General features: G+C 67.3%; 14 protein-coding genes and 1 tRNA gene. 6 read left to right on the forward strand and 9 right to left on the reverse strand.

Features of this window, described 5'->3' with window-relative positions:
• The first annotated feature begins 90 nt into the window (after positions 1-90).
• Positions 91-2424, forward strand: a complete 2334-nt coding sequence (locus AKG07_RS02005) for an arylsulfatase (RefSeq protein ID WP_053095730.1) — start codon at positions 91-93, stop codon at positions 2422-2424.
• 16 nt (positions 2425-2440) lie between these two features.
• Here AKG07_RS02005 and AKG07_RS02010 read toward each other — a convergent pair whose 3' ends face one another.
• From AKG07_RS02010 to AKG07_RS02030, 5 genes are all read right to left on the reverse strand, one after another.
• Positions 2441-4069 (reverse strand): SulP family inorganic anion transporter, encoded by a 1629-nt coding sequence (locus AKG07_RS02010; RefSeq protein ID WP_053095731.1) that lies wholly within the window; start codon positions 4067-4069, stop codon positions 2441-2443.
• A gap of 74 nt (positions 4070-4143) precedes the next feature.
• Positions 4144-4851, reverse strand: a complete 708-nt coding sequence (locus tag AKG07_RS02015) for a potassium channel family protein (protein ID WP_171821904.1) — start codon at positions 4849-4851, stop codon at positions 4144-4146.
• Complete coding sequence (locus AKG07_RS02020) at positions 4848-5966, reverse strand: AI-2E family transporter (protein WP_082297780.1); 1119 nt, start codon at positions 5964-5966, stop codon at positions 4848-4850. Before AKG07_RS02020 ends, AKG07_RS02015 begins: the two co-directional genes overlap by 4 nt.
• Positions 5963-6919 (reverse strand): HAD family hydrolase, encoded by a 957-nt coding sequence (locus AKG07_RS02025; protein ID WP_053095733.1) that lies wholly within the window; start codon positions 6917-6919, stop codon positions 5963-5965. Before AKG07_RS02025 ends, AKG07_RS02020 begins: the two co-directional genes overlap by 4 nt.
• A 129-nt stretch (positions 6920-7048) precedes the next feature.
• Positions 7049-7546 (reverse strand): MarR family winged helix-turn-helix transcriptional regulator, encoded by a 498-nt coding sequence (locus AKG07_RS02030; protein WP_053095734.1) that lies wholly within the window; start codon positions 7544-7546, stop codon positions 7049-7051.
• Between the two features lie 128 nt (positions 7547-7674).
• Here AKG07_RS02030 and AKG07_RS02035 point away from each other — a divergent pair, with 128 nt between their 5' ends.
• The gene (locus AKG07_RS02035; protein WP_053095735.1) at positions 7675-8466 is read left to right on the forward strand and encodes an SDR family NAD(P)-dependent oxidoreductase; all 792 of its coding nucleotides are present in this window, start codon (positions 7675-7677) and stop codon (positions 8464-8466) included.
• Positions 8467-8528: 62 nt separating this feature from the next.
• Complete coding sequence (locus AKG07_RS02040; RefSeq protein WP_053095736.1) at positions 8529-10136, forward strand: DHA2 family efflux MFS transporter permease subunit; 1608 nt, start codon at positions 8529-8531, stop codon at positions 10134-10136.
• Between the two features lie 18 nt (positions 10137-10154).
• Here AKG07_RS02040 and AKG07_RS02045 read toward each other — a convergent pair whose 3' ends face one another.
• Both AKG07_RS02045 and AKG07_RS02050 read right to left on the reverse strand, forming a co-directional pair.
• Positions 10155-10427, reverse strand: coding sequence for a hypothetical protein (locus AKG07_RS02045; protein ID WP_053095737.1), 273 nt, complete (start codon positions 10425-10427; stop codon positions 10155-10157).
• 81 nt (positions 10428-10508) lie between these two features.
• A complete protein-coding gene (locus AKG07_RS02050) occupies positions 10509-10823 on the reverse strand; it encodes a hypothetical protein (RefSeq protein ID WP_053095738.1) in 315 nt (104 codons plus the stop codon).
• A 106-nt stretch (positions 10824-10929) separates the two neighbouring features.
• Between AKG07_RS02050 and AKG07_RS02055 the strand changes: the two genes are divergently transcribed.
• A complete protein-coding gene (locus AKG07_RS02055) occupies positions 10930-11151 on the forward strand; it encodes a hypothetical protein (RefSeq protein WP_230100619.1) in 222 nt (73 codons plus the stop codon).
• Between the two features lie 57 nt (positions 11152-11208).
• Entirely contained in the window at positions 11209-11766 is a 558-nt protein-coding gene (locus tag AKG07_RS17370) for a YegP family protein (RefSeq protein WP_230100618.1), read from the forward strand.
• 105 nt (positions 11767-11871) lie between these two features.
• On the opposite strand, the gene AKG07_RS02065 is transcribed toward AKG07_RS17370, so the two are convergent.
• Positions 11872-11944: transfer RNA gene (locus tag AKG07_RS02065), tRNA-Arg, on the reverse strand.
• A 16-nt stretch (positions 11945-11960) separates the two neighbouring features.
• Complete coding sequence (locus AKG07_RS02070) at positions 11961-12770, reverse strand: SGNH/GDSL hydrolase family protein (protein WP_233277307.1); 810 nt, start codon at positions 12768-12770, stop codon at positions 11961-11963.
• A gap of 70 nt (positions 12771-12840) precedes the next feature.
• Here AKG07_RS02070 and argS point away from each other — a divergent pair, with 70 nt between their 5' ends.
• Positions 12841-14505, forward strand: a complete 1665-nt coding sequence (gene argS, locus AKG07_RS02075; RefSeq protein ID WP_053095741.1) for an arginine--tRNA ligase — start codon at positions 12841-12843, stop codon at positions 14503-14505.
• The last annotated feature ends 11 nt before the right edge of the window (positions 14506-14516 follow it).

Below are 14516 nucleotides of genomic sequence, written 5' to 3' on the forward strand. Positions count from 1 at the left end.
TTCACGGGTGACGCGTGAGGGTGGGGGGATCGCGGCATGACTAGCCTCCTCGGGACGAACCATTTCTCATACGGCGACGAAGGAGAGACGATGTCGGAATTCAACGCGGACTTCTCGGGCAGGATCGAGCTGGACGTCCGGGACTCCGTGCCCGACTGGTCGCCGTACGAGCTGCCGGTGGCACCCGAGGGCGCGCCGAACGTGCTGGTGGTTCTCTACGACGACACCGGCCTCGCCTCCTGGTCCCCGTACGGCGGACGCATCAACATGCCGACCATGGATCGCCTCGCTCAAGCGGGTCTCACGTACACGCAGTGGCACACCACGTCGCTGTGCTCGCCGACCCGGTCGACCATGCTCACCGGCCGCAACCATCACGTCAACCGTGCGGGCGTGATCATGGAGGGTACGAACGGCTTCCCGGGGTTCGCGGGGCGGCTCCCTGCCGAATGCGCCACGGTCGGTCAGATCCTGCAGCAGAACGGATACTCGACGTTCTGGGTCGGCAAGAACCACAACGTCCCCGAGGAGGACGTCGCCCCGGGCGGCAACCGCTCGATGTGGCCCCTTCAGCTCGGCTTCGACCGCTTCTACGGCTTCCTCGGCGGCGAGACGAACAACTGGTATCCCGATCTCGTCGAGGACAACCACTTCATCGACGCCCCCGCGACGCCGGAGGAGGGATACCACCTCTCGAAGGACCTCGCGGATCAGGCTCTGCGGATGATCCGCAACCAGCAGTCCTCGAACCCGTCGAAGCCCTGGTACATGTGGTTCTGCCCGGGTGCCAACCACGCGCCCCACCACGCGCCGCAGGAGTACATCGACAAGTACAAGGGCGCGTTCGATGACGGCTATGACGCGTATCGCGAGTGGGTGCTCGCCCGCATGGTCGAGAAGGGCATCGTCCCGGAGGGGACCGCCCTGACGCCGATCAACCCGCTGCCGGACGACGTCGCGAACCCCGCCGACGAGGTGCGCCCCTGGGACGAGCTTAACGACGACGAGAAGCGTCTGTTCGCCAGATTCGCGGAGGTGTTCGCCGGGTTCTCCGAGTACACCGACGCGCAGGTCGGGCGCATCATCGACTATCTCGAGGAGAGCGGCCAGCTGGACAACACGCTGGTCTTCTACTGCGCCGACAACGGCGCGTCGGGCGAGGGCAGCCCCAACGGCTCCGTCAACGAGAACAAGTTCTTCAACGGATACCCGGACGACCTCGCCGAGAACCTGGCGATGCTCGATCGCCTGGGGTCCGCTGACACCTACAACCACTATCCGACCGGTTGGGCGGTGGCGTTCTCGACACCGTTCCAGATGTTCAAGCGCTACTCGCAGTTCGCCGGCGGCACGTGCGACCCGATGGTCATCCACTGGCCGAAGGGCATCCGCGCGCAGGGAGAGCTGCGTCACCAGTACCACCACTCGGTCGACGTGGTCGCCACGGTGCTCGACGTGGTCGGCATCGACATGCCTGAGGTCTTCCGTGGCGTGGAGCAGCATCCGCTCGACGGGGTCTCGATGAAGTACAGCTTCGACGCGGCGCCGGATGCGGCGACCGAGAAGAAGACGCAGTATTACTCGATGCTCGGCACGAGAGGGATCTGGAAGGACGGCTGGAAGGCGGCTGCCGTGCACGCGCCGCTGACCGGCAAAGGACGCTTCGAGGACGACGTATGGGAGCTCTACAACGTCGAGGTCGACCGTGCGGAGTCGAACGACCTCGCGGCCAGCGAGCCTGAGAAGCTGAAGGAGCTCATCGCCGCGTGGTTCGAGGAGGCCGATGCCAACTTCGTCCTTCCTCTGGACGACCGCTCCGCGAGAGAGCAGCTCACCATCGATCGGCCCCAGGCCGAGAAGCCCCGGGAGCGGTACGTCTACTACCCCGACACCGCAGCGGTGCCCGAGAGCGTCGCGGTCAACGTGCGAGGGCGCTCGTACAAGATCATCGCCGACGTCGTGCTCGACGAGGGCGCACAGGGGGTGCTGTTCGCCCACGGATCGAGGTTCGGCGGGCACTCGCTGTTCATCAAGGACAACCGCCTCACCTACGTGTACAACTTCCTCGGCATCCCGCCGGAGCAGACCTTCACCTCCGAGGAGCTGACTCCCGGTCCGCACACCCTCGGCGTGGAGTTCGTGCGGGAGGGGGCGGGGGAGCACGGAGAGTCGCTCGGCACAGCCACGCTCTACGTCGACGACCAGGCGGTCGCCTCTGGACCCATGCGTGCCCAGATCGGCAAGTTCACGCTGTGCGGAGACGGGCTCTGCATCGGATGGGACAGCGCGGATCCGGTGAGCAGCCAGTACGGGGTGCCGTTCCCGTTCACCGGGGGCAAGCTGCTCGGGGTCGGTGTCGACGTCAGCGGCGAGCAGTACCTCGATCTCGAACTGGAGGCCGCCGCGATGCTCTCCCGGGAGTAGACCGCAGGCCCGGCCTCTAGTCGGTCGCGGTGAACGCCTCGTCGACGTTCGCGTGCACCCGGCCCTCGGCGATCATGCGCTGATACCACTCCGTCTTCACCGCGATCGCCGTGGCACGTTCCGGCAGCGCGGCGATGTGCAGCGTGCTGTCCATCGCGGTCAGCTCACGGTCGAGGTCCTCCAGCATGTCGAGGACCGTGATCGTGACGATGTCGAGCCGCAGGGCGTCGAAGATCACGATGCGCACCGGTTCGGGCCGTTCGGCGACGATGTCGATGATCGCCCTCTCGCATGCGAGAGCGTTGGCCGTGTAGAGCCCGCGGACAGTGTGGATCGCGAGGCGTCCGTCGCGCTCTCCGATGATCTCGAGCCGCGGGATGTTGAGCTCTCGCAGTACCAGGATCAGCGTCAACGCCACTCCGGCGGCCACTGCGGCCAGCAGCCCGACGGTCAGGCCGAGCACGGCGACGATGAGCGCGATCCAGAAGTCCGTCGGACTGATCCGCGCCCACCGGACCAGCAGGGGGATGTCGATGAGCCCGGCCACGGCGAGGAAGACCATCGCCGCGAGAGTCGCCTGGGGAAGCAGCGAGACCACCGGGCCGAGGAAGAGGGCGACCACGATCGCGAGCGCGACGGTGACGAGCGTCGCGAGCTGGGTCCTGGCGCCGGCGTCCCGATTGACCGCGCTCTGCGAGAACCCGCCGGCGGCGGGGAGCACGGTGAAGAAGGTGCCGGCGAGGTTGGCGGCTCCCACGGCGACGAGCTCCTGGTCGGCGTCGATGGCGGGCTCGGTCATGCGGCGCATGCTGCGCGCGACTGCCGCGGTCTCGAGGAAGACCATCACCGCGATCGCGAGGGCGCCGGGAAGCAGCGCTCCGATCTGCGTGAGGTCGGGAATGCCGGGGGTCGGGAGTCCCGAGGGCACGGGATCGATGAGCGCCACACCTCTCTCGTCGAGGTTCGCGAGTGCGACGAGGACGATTCCGCCGACCACGACGACGAGGGTTCCGGGGATCCGAGGGGCGAACCGCTTCAGCACGAGGAGGACGATCAGGCTCCCGACCGAGAGCGCGACCGTGGGCAGGTTGATGCTCGCAGCGGCCGCGATCGCGGCCTCGATGGTTCGGAAGAACCCCTCTCCCGAGACTTCCGATGTCTCGCCCAGGAGCTTCGGGAGCTGCCCCACGGCGACTGTGCCGCCGACACCGATCTTGACCCCCAGGATCGTCGCCGCACTGATGTTCTCGACCAGCGATCCCCACCGCAGCAGGCGCGCACCGATGAGCAGCAGACCGACCAGCATCGCCAGGGTCATCAGGCTTCCGGCCGGGTCCTCGACGCTCGACGCGACGGATGCCGTCACCAGCGTCGTGGCCGTGAGAGTGGCGATGGTCGACGTCGTCGACACGCTCATCGCGCGGGACCCGCCGAGCAGCGCATACACCAGCATCGGGATGATGCACGTGTAGAGCCCTACCTGCACGGGCAGGTTCGCGATGGTGGCGTATGCCATCGCCTGCGGCACCACGACGGCACCGGCTGCGAGGCCGGCGACGACATCGCGCATCAGCCATTCGCGACGGTACCCCGCCATGCTCGGCAGGAGGACTCGCGGGGCGCGTCGCGTGGCGTGGTCGCTCATGTGCTCATGCTGGCATCGAGACGCAGACCGGTCGCCGGCATGTCACCCGTCGAGGGCGAGGAGCGTCGTGTCGGTCACAGCTGCTCACGGGTCTCGTCGCGGTGGGTGATCCGTCGCACCCGGTCTCCGATGTACGAGATGACGAGCGCCGAGGTGGTGCCCACGATCGCGATGCCGCCGATCATCAGACACACCGCGTACACCCGTCCGAGAGTCGTCACCGGGTAGGTGTCGCCGTAGCCGACTGTCGCGATGGTGACGCACGCCCACCAGATCGCCGTGCCGAAGTCGATGATCGTCGCCTCAGGGGCGCCGCGCTCCACCTGCAGGGTGGCGAGCGAGATGAAGTAGACGAAGAGCACCGTGTACGCGAGGGCGAAGGTGATGATCTGCGCCCGGACCGCGTCGCCGGTGCGGCGATGGAAATAGGGGAGGCCGCGTGCGAGCTCGACGACGCGGAACGCTCGGAACAGGGGGACGACAACGGACAGGACTTCGACGGGATGGTGCACCAGGAATGCGACGCGGCTCCCGGCCGGGGTGAGCGCCACTCGCACGATGAGGTCGATGACCAATGCGAGCCAGGTGATCGCGATCTCGACCACGAGCACGAGGCGTACCCAGTCTGGAAGGCCCGGCACGAGCACGATCACCGAGTACGCGACGATGAAGCCGAGGCCGAGCACCGTGAGGGGAACGGTCGCAGCGGACTCCCAGTGCTGCAGCGTCTCCCGCGCACCCTGCGGCTCGTCTCGGGCGGTGCCGGTCACGTCGTCGGTCACCGCGACCACCGTCGGACGCGGCGTGAATCCCAGGGGATGCGACGAACGACGCGCCCTTCCCTGGTCGCCGGTGACGGGCGAGCGCCGCGGTCTCCCGATACCCAGCGCAGCCAGAGGGTGTCGTCACTGCCTTCGAGAAGCAGAGTGCGCGCCAGGAGAGTCAGCGGCACAGCCAGCAGAGCACCGACCGGTCCGATGATCACGGTCCAGAACACGACGGCGAAGAAGCTCAGCGTGACGCTGAGCCCGACGGCATCACTGACGAAAGCCGGCTGAACGAACACCTGCAGAACGACGTTGACGACGCAGTACACGATCACCACGCCGAGAAGCAGCGGCCACCCACCCACCGCGAGAGCCAGGATCGCCGGGGGCACGAGTCCGATGACGAATCCGATGTTGGGGATGAAGTTCGTCACGAAGGCCAGGACGGCCCAGAGGACGGGGGCCGGCACTCCCAGCCACCAGAGCGCGAAGCCGTCCAGCGTCGCGACGATGGCGCCGAACACGGTGTTCACCACGTAGTAGCGCCGGATGTTCGTGTTCAGCCGCGATATGCGCGCGATCGTCTCGGCCTTGTGAGCGCCGAACACGGTCGACGCATGCTGGTAGCGTCCGGCATCCACCGCCATCACGACCACGTAGGCGCAGACCAGGAAGAGAGCGACGGCGACGCCGAGGACGGCGCTGCTCACGCCCTGGGCGACGGCGACGAGAGCGGGCACGACGATGCGCGCGACGTCACCGGAGTCCGAGCTCGGGCCTCCGGTGCCCAGAGCGGCCCAACTGTCGAGCTGCGATGCGACATGCGTGAGATCGCCGCCGGGGGAGAGGTCGCCGAGGAGATCGATGAACTGCACTCCGGCGATCCACACCAAGGCGCCCATCGTGAGCAGCACAGAGTAGGCGAGGAGGATGATCGCCGTCACGCCGAGTCCCCGTGGCCACCCGCGCCGGACGAGAGCGCTGCTCGCCGGGCTGCAGATCACGACGACCACCAGAGCGACCGCGAGCGGCGCGATCACGTCGCGGAGGAGCCATGCTCCCACCAGTGCGATCGTCGCGCACGCCAGCACCACGAGGACGTGGGTGCCGGCGGCGCGGGGGGTGCTCACGGCACGTCTGCGGGTGATTCGGAAACGCCCGGGAACACCGTCTCCCAGTCGTCTCGCACGCTCACGACGATGTAACCGGCGTCGACGGCGCTCGCGAGAGCCGTCTCGGCACCGGCATCGTACGGAGTGTCCTCGCGGGAGTCGTCGTCATGGTGGATCAGCAGGGCCAGGCCCGGACGGGGGCCACGGCGAGCGAAATCGAGCATCGGCATGTCGCCGTTGGAGTTCCCGGCCGCGAAGAGCGGTCGGCGTCCGATCCTGCTCCAGATCCGCACGGGCTTCTCCGGCCCGTCATCGAAGAACGCCAAGGACGGCGCGTAGCGCACCACCGCCTTCTCCGCGTCGTAGCCGAGACCGAACGCCGAGCCGATGACGCGTTCCGGCGGTATGCCGTAATTGCTCTGCGTCATGGGTCGCATGAAATCGCGCTCGCCGCCTGACACGATGTAGCAGGTGAAGCCGTGCTGCTCGAGATACCGGAGGAGCTCCACCATCGGCTGATAGACCGCGTCGGCGTAGCGTCGCTGCAGCACGGGATGTGTCGCGGTCGCGAAGAACTCCGCCACCGACTCGGCGTACTTCTCCACGCTGACGCCATCGGTGAGTCCGCCGAGGGCTTGGAGGATGACGCCCAGATCCGAGTCGTCACCCGAATAGTGCTTGTCGATGGCCGCGCCCAGCCACGCGAGATCACCGCTCACGGCGGCGCGGTACGGCTGCTTCTGCGCGAGCTCCGGGTCGAGCTCGGCGGCCACACGCCACTGCTCGACGACGTAGTGGAGCTGCGTCGGCATGGGCTTCTCCGACCAGAGGGTGCCGTCGTTGTCGAACACGGCGATGCGCTCTTCGACGGGAACCGCGTCCGCACCTTCCGTGACCGACAGGACGAAGCGCTCGATCGCGTCGCGCGTCGCGCCCTGGTTCCAGGATCGCAGCTGTGCCGGGTCGTCCATCGCGCTCTCGATTCTCTCGATACTGGTGCGTCGTGCGGGCCGTTCGTCGGCCCATCCTGACACCGGCCGAGCGCGCGGTGGAGACCCCGTCACCCGCTTCGGGCGAGGGAGCGCAGCCGTCCTGGGGCCTCAGTCGGCTGCTGCAGTGGGGCTCCACCCGGAGTCCGGCCCGACAGCCGACGAGATCCGTCGACTGATCGTCGCGAGCTGTCGAGCTTGCGCGGCGGTGATCGCATCGAAGACGAGCTGCTGCACGAGAGCGTGGTGGCCGGGCGTCGACCGTGTGACCTTCTCGTGTCCCGCCGCCGTCAGCACTCCGAGCGTGAAGCGCCCGTCATCGGGGTCCGCGACGCGACGCACCCAGTCTCTCGATTCGAGACGGGTGATCGCCCGCGAGAGGCGCGAGAGGGTGCAGCTCGCGTACCCGGCGAGCACACTCAGGCGCAGCGATCGTTCGGGCGCCGAGTCGAGAGCGAACAGTATGCCGTGCTCGAAGTGCGTCAGACCGCTGTCGCGTTGCAGCTGCGCGTCGAGTGCCGTCGGCAGTCGTTCGATGAGCGTGGCGACGGATGCCCAGATCTCGAGCTGTTCCGTGGTCAGGGGGGAGGCGTCCGGCTGCTCTGACATGGCCTCAGACTAGGTCATCGTGCCTCGGAGATGGTTATCGGTGAACTTGCCTGAGCAAGCCCCAGGATCTACGGTTAACTTTCCCAAGCAAGTAAACAGACGCGTGTGCGTCGAGGAGAGGAAGCACCATGGATCTGCAGCTGCACGGGAAGACGGCGTTCATCAGCGGCTCGACGCAGGGCATCGGGTTCGCGATCGCCTCCGCGCTCGCCCGCGAAGGCGTGGACGTGACGGTGAACGGACGTGATGAGCAGCGTGTGGATGCGGCGGTCCGGCGACTGCGTGCGGAGCACCCCGGCTCGACGGTCTCAGGGCTGGCGGCGGACTTCGCGAGGCGAGAAGAGGTGGAGCGACTGACGGAAGCCTTGGGCGACGTCGACATTCTCGTCAACAATGTGGGAATCTTCGGCCTTGCCGAGTTCGAGACGATCACGGACGACGACTGGAGTCGATACTTCGAGGTGAACGTCATGAGCGGAGTCCGGCTGTCCCGCCACCTTCTCGGAGGCATGCTTGCGCGGGGGTGGGGCCGCATCGTCTTCATCAGCAGCGAGTCCGGGGTGAACATCCCCGCCGACATGGTGCACTACGGCACGACGAAGGCCGCGATGGCCGCTCTCGGCAGCGGGCTGGCCAAGCGCACCAGAGGCACCGCCGTGACTGTGAACACGATCCTCGGAGGGCCGACGTATTCGGACGGGGTGGCGGCGAGCGTTGCAGCCGTGGCAGAGGCGCAGTCCCTTCCGCCCGAGGTGATGAAAGCCTCCATCATCGGTCAGAACCGCACAACGCTGCTCGAGCGGTTCATCGAGCCCGATGAGATCGCGAGTCTGGTGACCTACATCGCCAGTCCTCGCTCATCGGCTACCAACGGCGCGGCGCTGCGGGCGGAGGGGGGAGTGCTCACCGCGATGCTGTAGCCGGGTGCACCTCGAGATCAAAAAACCGCACGCCGCGCTTATTGCTAGCTAAGCTAGTAGTCATGGAACGCTACATTCGCCTGCGCTGGGTGGGCCTGGTCTTCATCAGCATCGCCGTCTCGCTGATCATCGTCGACTCGACGATCGTGAATGTGGCGATTCCGGCGATCGTCGACGATCTCGGCATCACCTCCACCGAAGTGCAGTGGGTGCAGGAGGCGTACACGCTGGTGTTCGCCGCGCTGCTGCTCGTGTTCGGCAGCCTCGCGGATCGGCTCGGGCGTCGGCGCATGATGATCATCGGAGTCGTGGTCTTCGCAGCATCCTCGGTGCTCGCGGCCTTCGCCCCGGACGGCGGGATGCTGATCCTCGCCCGTCTTGCGCAGGGAGTGGGCGGATCGATGATCCTGCCGACCACGCTGTCGATCATCAACGCCACCTTCCGCGGGCGCGAGCGGGGGATCGCCTTCGCGGTGTGGGGGTCGACGATCGGCGGAATGGCCGCTGTGGGACCGCTGCTCGGCGGATGGCTGACGACTGCCTTCTCCTGGCGGTGGGCGTTCGGGATCAACATCCCGCTGGGCATCATCATCGTCATCGGCGTGCTGCTCACGGTGGCGGAGTCGCGCAGCGACCGGACGTCGAAGATCGATGTGGTCGGGGCGATCCTCTCGGTCATCACCATGGCCAGCCTCGTGTTCGGCCTCATCGAGGGGCGCACGTACGGCTGGTGGCTCGTCGACCAACGTCCGCAGATCGGCGACTGGGCCTGGCCGCTCGATGTCTCTCCGATCCCCTTCGCCTTCGCGCTGGCGATCGTGGCACTCGTCGCGTTCATCGCATGGGGTGTGCATCGCGAGCGGCAGGGCAGGTCCACGCTGCTTGCTCTGCGTCTGTTCTCCATCCCCTCGTTCCGCAACGGCAACATCGCGGCGACAGTCGTGTCGCTGGGAGAGTTCGGCATCATCCTCGCTCTGCCCCTGTGGCTGCAGTTCGTCCTCGGCTTCGATGCGCTGCAGACCGGACTCCTGCTGCTCGCGCTCGCCCTCGGATCCTTCGTCGCGAGCGGTGCCGCGGGGGCGGCCAGCGGAAAGATCGCGCCGGTGTGGGTCGTCCGTGCGGGCCTCATCGCCGAGATCATCGGCGTCGCCGGAGTCGGCTTCGTCATCGCCCCCGATGCGTCGTGGGTGCCGCTGATCCCGTTCCTCTTCGTCTACGGCCTCGGTGTCGGCCTCGCCACCGCTCAGCTGACCGGCGTCGTGCTCGCCGATGTGCCGGTCGACGACAGCGGCGCGGCTTCGGGCACGCAGTCGACGTCACGACAGCTCGGTGCAGCGCTCGGGGTCGCAGTGCTCGGCACCGTGCTGTTCACGAGCACGGCGGGGATACTCGCGTCATCACTCGACGCTCGGGGACTCCCGGCCGAGCAGCGTGATCAGATCGTGTCGGCCGTCGTCGACAGTGCGGGCGGAGCGATCAGCGGACTGGAGGCGCAGCCCGAGACGGCTGACATCGCCGACGACGCCAAGGCCGCGTTCTCCGACGGCACGCGTTTCGCGGCGTGGACGGCGGCAGGGTTCCTGTCCCTCGGTCTCCTGTCGACGATCTCCCTCGGAGCGACCGCCAAGACCCGACGTGAGGACCAGCCCGACGCGACGTCGGCCGCCTGATTCCGTCATGTACCGGGGCTACTCGATGTCCCACATCGTGTAGCCGACGACGCCGGCCGGGATGAACTCCATCGGCTTCGTCAGCTCGTTCTCGATGCCTGTGATCCAGCCGGTGTCCTCGGAGATGAGGAGGGTGTTCTGGTAGGACGTCCCCTCATCGCTGACCCGGAGCCCGACCATGTCTCGGCCGAGCCGGTCCTGCGACTCACCCAGCACCGTGACCCCGCCCGCATCGACGAGCATGTCGATCAGAGTGGCCTGCTGCTCGTCCGTCAGAGTCCAGTAGCTCAATAGCTGGCCGATGGCGACCAGGAGGTCTCCCGACGAACTTCTGTTCCGGCGTCGAGAGCCTCTGCTCAGAAGTCGGTCTCGCTAGCCCCCATCGACGGTCACTGCATTGCCCCACACCCAGCACCGGAACGTCCGGTCGCCTGCCCGGAACTCGATGCCTGCGGCCAACGGTGTCGACCGCGCGAGCTTCGCATCGACCCGCACCGCTTCGGGCCCGAAGCGCACCCAGGCGCGGACCGCACGATACGGCTGCGGATAGATCGTGACGGGCTGTTCCCGGAGCGCGAGCTCGCGCTCCGTCAGGGATTGAAGAGCGCCGGCGCGCGCTGCGGTGAGGATGGTCTGATGCTGAGAGCGCATGTCGTAGTGGGCTGCCAGGCGCTTGCTCGTGCCCATGCCGGCTCCCTTCTCCGGCCCAGTGACAACGGTAGCAAGATTCGAAGATTTGTTCTATTCTCGACTCATGCGACCAGCTCCCGCTCATCTGCCTGCGACTATATGGATGGTCGACGACATCCCGTCGCGAATGGTCTTCGCCGGGCGTCGGTGGAAGGTCTCCGACACGCCCACGCGACTCAGGGACTCGATCTGGTCAGCGGCGCCGGAGTCGGAGCGAGGGTTGTACGGATGGCGGTTCCAGGGCACGGATGACGAGGGCCACTCCCTGGTGTTCGACGTCTTCCGGGGTGAGGACGGCTGGCATGTGCACCACAGCTACGACTAGGGGTCAGGCGGACGGAATCCTTGTCCCGGCTCGGTCGGTGCGCGCTATCGTGTGGGCATGACGGACTCCGGCGCGACACTCCTCGCCGCGATCATCGCGGCCGGCGTGGCAGGAGTCGGACTGATCTGGTCTGTCGTCAGCTTCATGCTGACGAGGCGGACCCAGCGAGCCACGGATGCTCGTCAGGAGTGGTCGCGCCGATTCGAACACGCACACGCGCTCGCGTTCAGCTCCGATCTCAAGGAGGCAGCGAGCGGCCTCACGCTCATCGAGGCGCTCGCGCGTGAGCGGTGGGTCACGGACGAAGATCGGGCGACCGCGGTGAGCATCCTCTCGTCTCTCACGGGGGTGGCTGAGGCGCCGGCGGCGCAGCTGCGCGCTACGATCCTCGCGGAGGTCAGGAACCCGGCGGTCGCCGCTGCGCTCGGCAGAGTGGAGCCAGGGCCGAAGGGCCGGTTCGAGGTCTACCGCGACGCGTCCGGAGACTACCGATGGCGCCTCAAGAGCGCGGGAGGCCACTACCTGGCCGTCAGCGAGGGGCATTCCAGCGAGGCTGCCGCGATGAGCTCGCTCGAACTGGCCCGTCGTGAACTCGGCAGCGAGCCACCGGAGTAAGTGGGCCGCGAGCGCAACGAGAAAGGCCGCCTGGAGCCAGGCGGCCTTTCTCGATATCTCGGCTCCGCGTGCGAATTCTCATTTATGCAGCGCGTGACCCGTGTGTGCCCCCGACAGGAGTCGAACCTGCGACCTACGGTACCGGAAACCGGCGCTCTATCCACTGAGCTACGGAGGCGTACCGATCGACAATATCACTGCTCGGGAGTGGTCTCCGACCCACCGGCCTCGGTCACCGGCGCGTCGCCCAGTTCGCCGAGCGCTGCGGCCAGCTTCTCGGCGAGGTAGCGGTGACCGTCGGTCGACGGATGCTTGCGGCCGATCTCGACGTCGATGACCGACAGGTAGTTCTGGTCGGTGATCCAGTTCTGTGCGACGGGGGAGATGTACCACCATCCGCGAGCGGCGGCGAGTTCACCGAGATCGGCGTCGATGCGCGCGGTCTCAGCGCCCACGGGAAGTTCGTGCGGCGCCGGCCCCAGAATGACGATCGACGCGTCCGGATACTTCGCCGCCATGGCATCCCACGCGGCGGTGACGGCCTCGCGGTATCCGGCCTCGCCCTGCGCCCGGTCGTTGATCGACCCCTGGAGGATGATCAGGTCTGGAGTGAGTGCCGGGTCCAGAGCGGCGATGCGCACACCGAAGGCCGGCCCATCGAGTCCGGGCTTGAGGTAACCGCTGCCGCGGATTCCGTCGACGATCGTCTGTCCGTCGATCAGGTCGGCGAGCTGATAGGCGTATCCGAGGGTCGGCTCGGTCGCGGCCGAGCCGTAGGTCCAGGAGTCGCCGAACACGAGAACGGTCGGATGCTCCGGAAGAAGAAGGGGAACCGGCGCGATCGCCACTGATTCGTCCGCGGCCGCCGCAGCACCAACGGGTGCCGAAGACGGCATCGGAACCCAGGGCCGCCACACGCCGAGGATGACTGCCGCGACCGCCAGGATCACTGCGACGGCGAGGCCCGCGACGGGCAGACGATAGCGGGCGGATGCGGCCTTCATGGCATGACTGTAGATCACGAATCCGCCCTCGCAAATTCGGGCGCGTGACGCGCCGTAAACTGGGAGGCCTATGAACCCTGAATCGCTCGCCACAGCCCTCCTCGCCGTCCTCGCACCGATCGCCGAGGAACGACGTCCTGGCGAGCCGTTCTCGCTGTCCGCGTCGGACATCGTCTTCGAGCGTCCGCGCAACCGCGACCACGGCGACTGGGCCTCGAACATCGCGATGCGCCTGGCGAAGCCGTTCGGCACGAACCCGCGCGAGTTGGCGCAGCAGATCGCCGATGGCCTCGCGCAGGTGGATGGCGTGCAGACCGCCGAGGTCGCAGGGCCGGGCTTCATCAACATCCGCCTCGACGCGGCTGCCGCCGGCGCGCTGGCGAAGCTCATCGTGGAAGCCGGCGCCGAGTACGGGCACAACGACACGCAGGCCGGTCACAGCATCAACATCGAGTTCGTGAGCGCGAACCCGACCGGGCCGCTGCACATCGGCCACACTCGCTGGGCGGCGCTCGGCGATGCGATCGCCCGGGTGCTCGCGGCCTCCGGCGCGAAGGTCGCGAGGGAGTACTACATCAACGACGCCGGAGTGCAGATGGAGCGCTTCGCGAATTCGGTGCTGGCCGCCGTCAAGGGCGAACCAACTCCCGAGGGCGGGTACGCCGGCAGCTACATCGGCGATCTGGCCGCTCGTGTTCTCGTGGCGCGTCCGGACCTGCTCGAGCTCTCCGGTGACGAGCAGGTGGTCGTCACGCGGGAGCTCGCCTACGGCTTCCAGCTGGAGGAGCAGAAGCAGTCGCTCTCGAAGTTCAACGTCGACTTCGACGTGTGGTTCTCGGAGCGCACGCTGCACGCCAAGGACGCGGACGGCGTCAGCTTCGTCGATCGCGCCGTCGATCGCCTGCGCGAGCAGGGACACGTGTTCGACGACGAGGGTGCAGTGTGGGTGCGCACCACCGACTTCGGTGACGACAAGGATCGCGTGATCCGTCGCTCCAACGGCGAGTACACGTACTTCGCCGCCGACGCCGCGTACTACCTGAACAAGGGTGACCGCGGCTTCGAGTACAAGCTGTACCTTCTCGGAGCCGACCACCACGGCTACGTCCACCGCCTCAAGGCGATCGCCGGCGCCGCCGGGGAAGACCCCGAGAAGAACGTCGAGGTGCTGATCGGTCAGCTGGTCTCGGTCGGGGGAGCGCGGCTGAGCAAGCGTGCGGGCAACATCATCGAGATGGACGATCTGCGCGAATGGCTCGGCACCGATGCGCTGCGCTACTCGCTCGAGCGTTCGCCTGCTGACTCCCCGCTCGCTCTCGATCCTGAGCTGCTGCAGAAGCGCACGAACGACAACCCGGTGTTCTACGTGCAGTACGCGCATGCCCGCACGCACAACGTGGCCCGTAATGCCGCCGATTCCGGTGTGGATCGCTCGGAGTTCGCGCCCGAGACGCTCACGCACGAGACCGAGAGCGCTCTGCTCGGCGCTCTGCAGGAGTTCCCGCGCATCGTGGCGTTCGCGGCCGAAGTGCGCGAGCCGCACCGCGTCGCGCGCTACCTCGAGGAGCTCGCCGGCCTGTACCACCGCTGGTACGACAACTGCCGCGTGATCCCACAGGGCGACGACCCCATCGAGACCGTGCACCGCACGCGTCTGTGGCTCAATGACGCCGCAGGGCAGGTCTTCCGCAACGGCCTCGACCTGCTCGGCGTGTCCGCTCCCGAGCGCATGTGACCTCTGCCGTC

It is taken from the genome of Microbacterium sp. CGR1 (assembly GCF_001266755.1).
Lineage (GTDB): Bacteria > Actinomycetota > Actinomycetes > Actinomycetales > Microbacteriaceae > Microbacterium.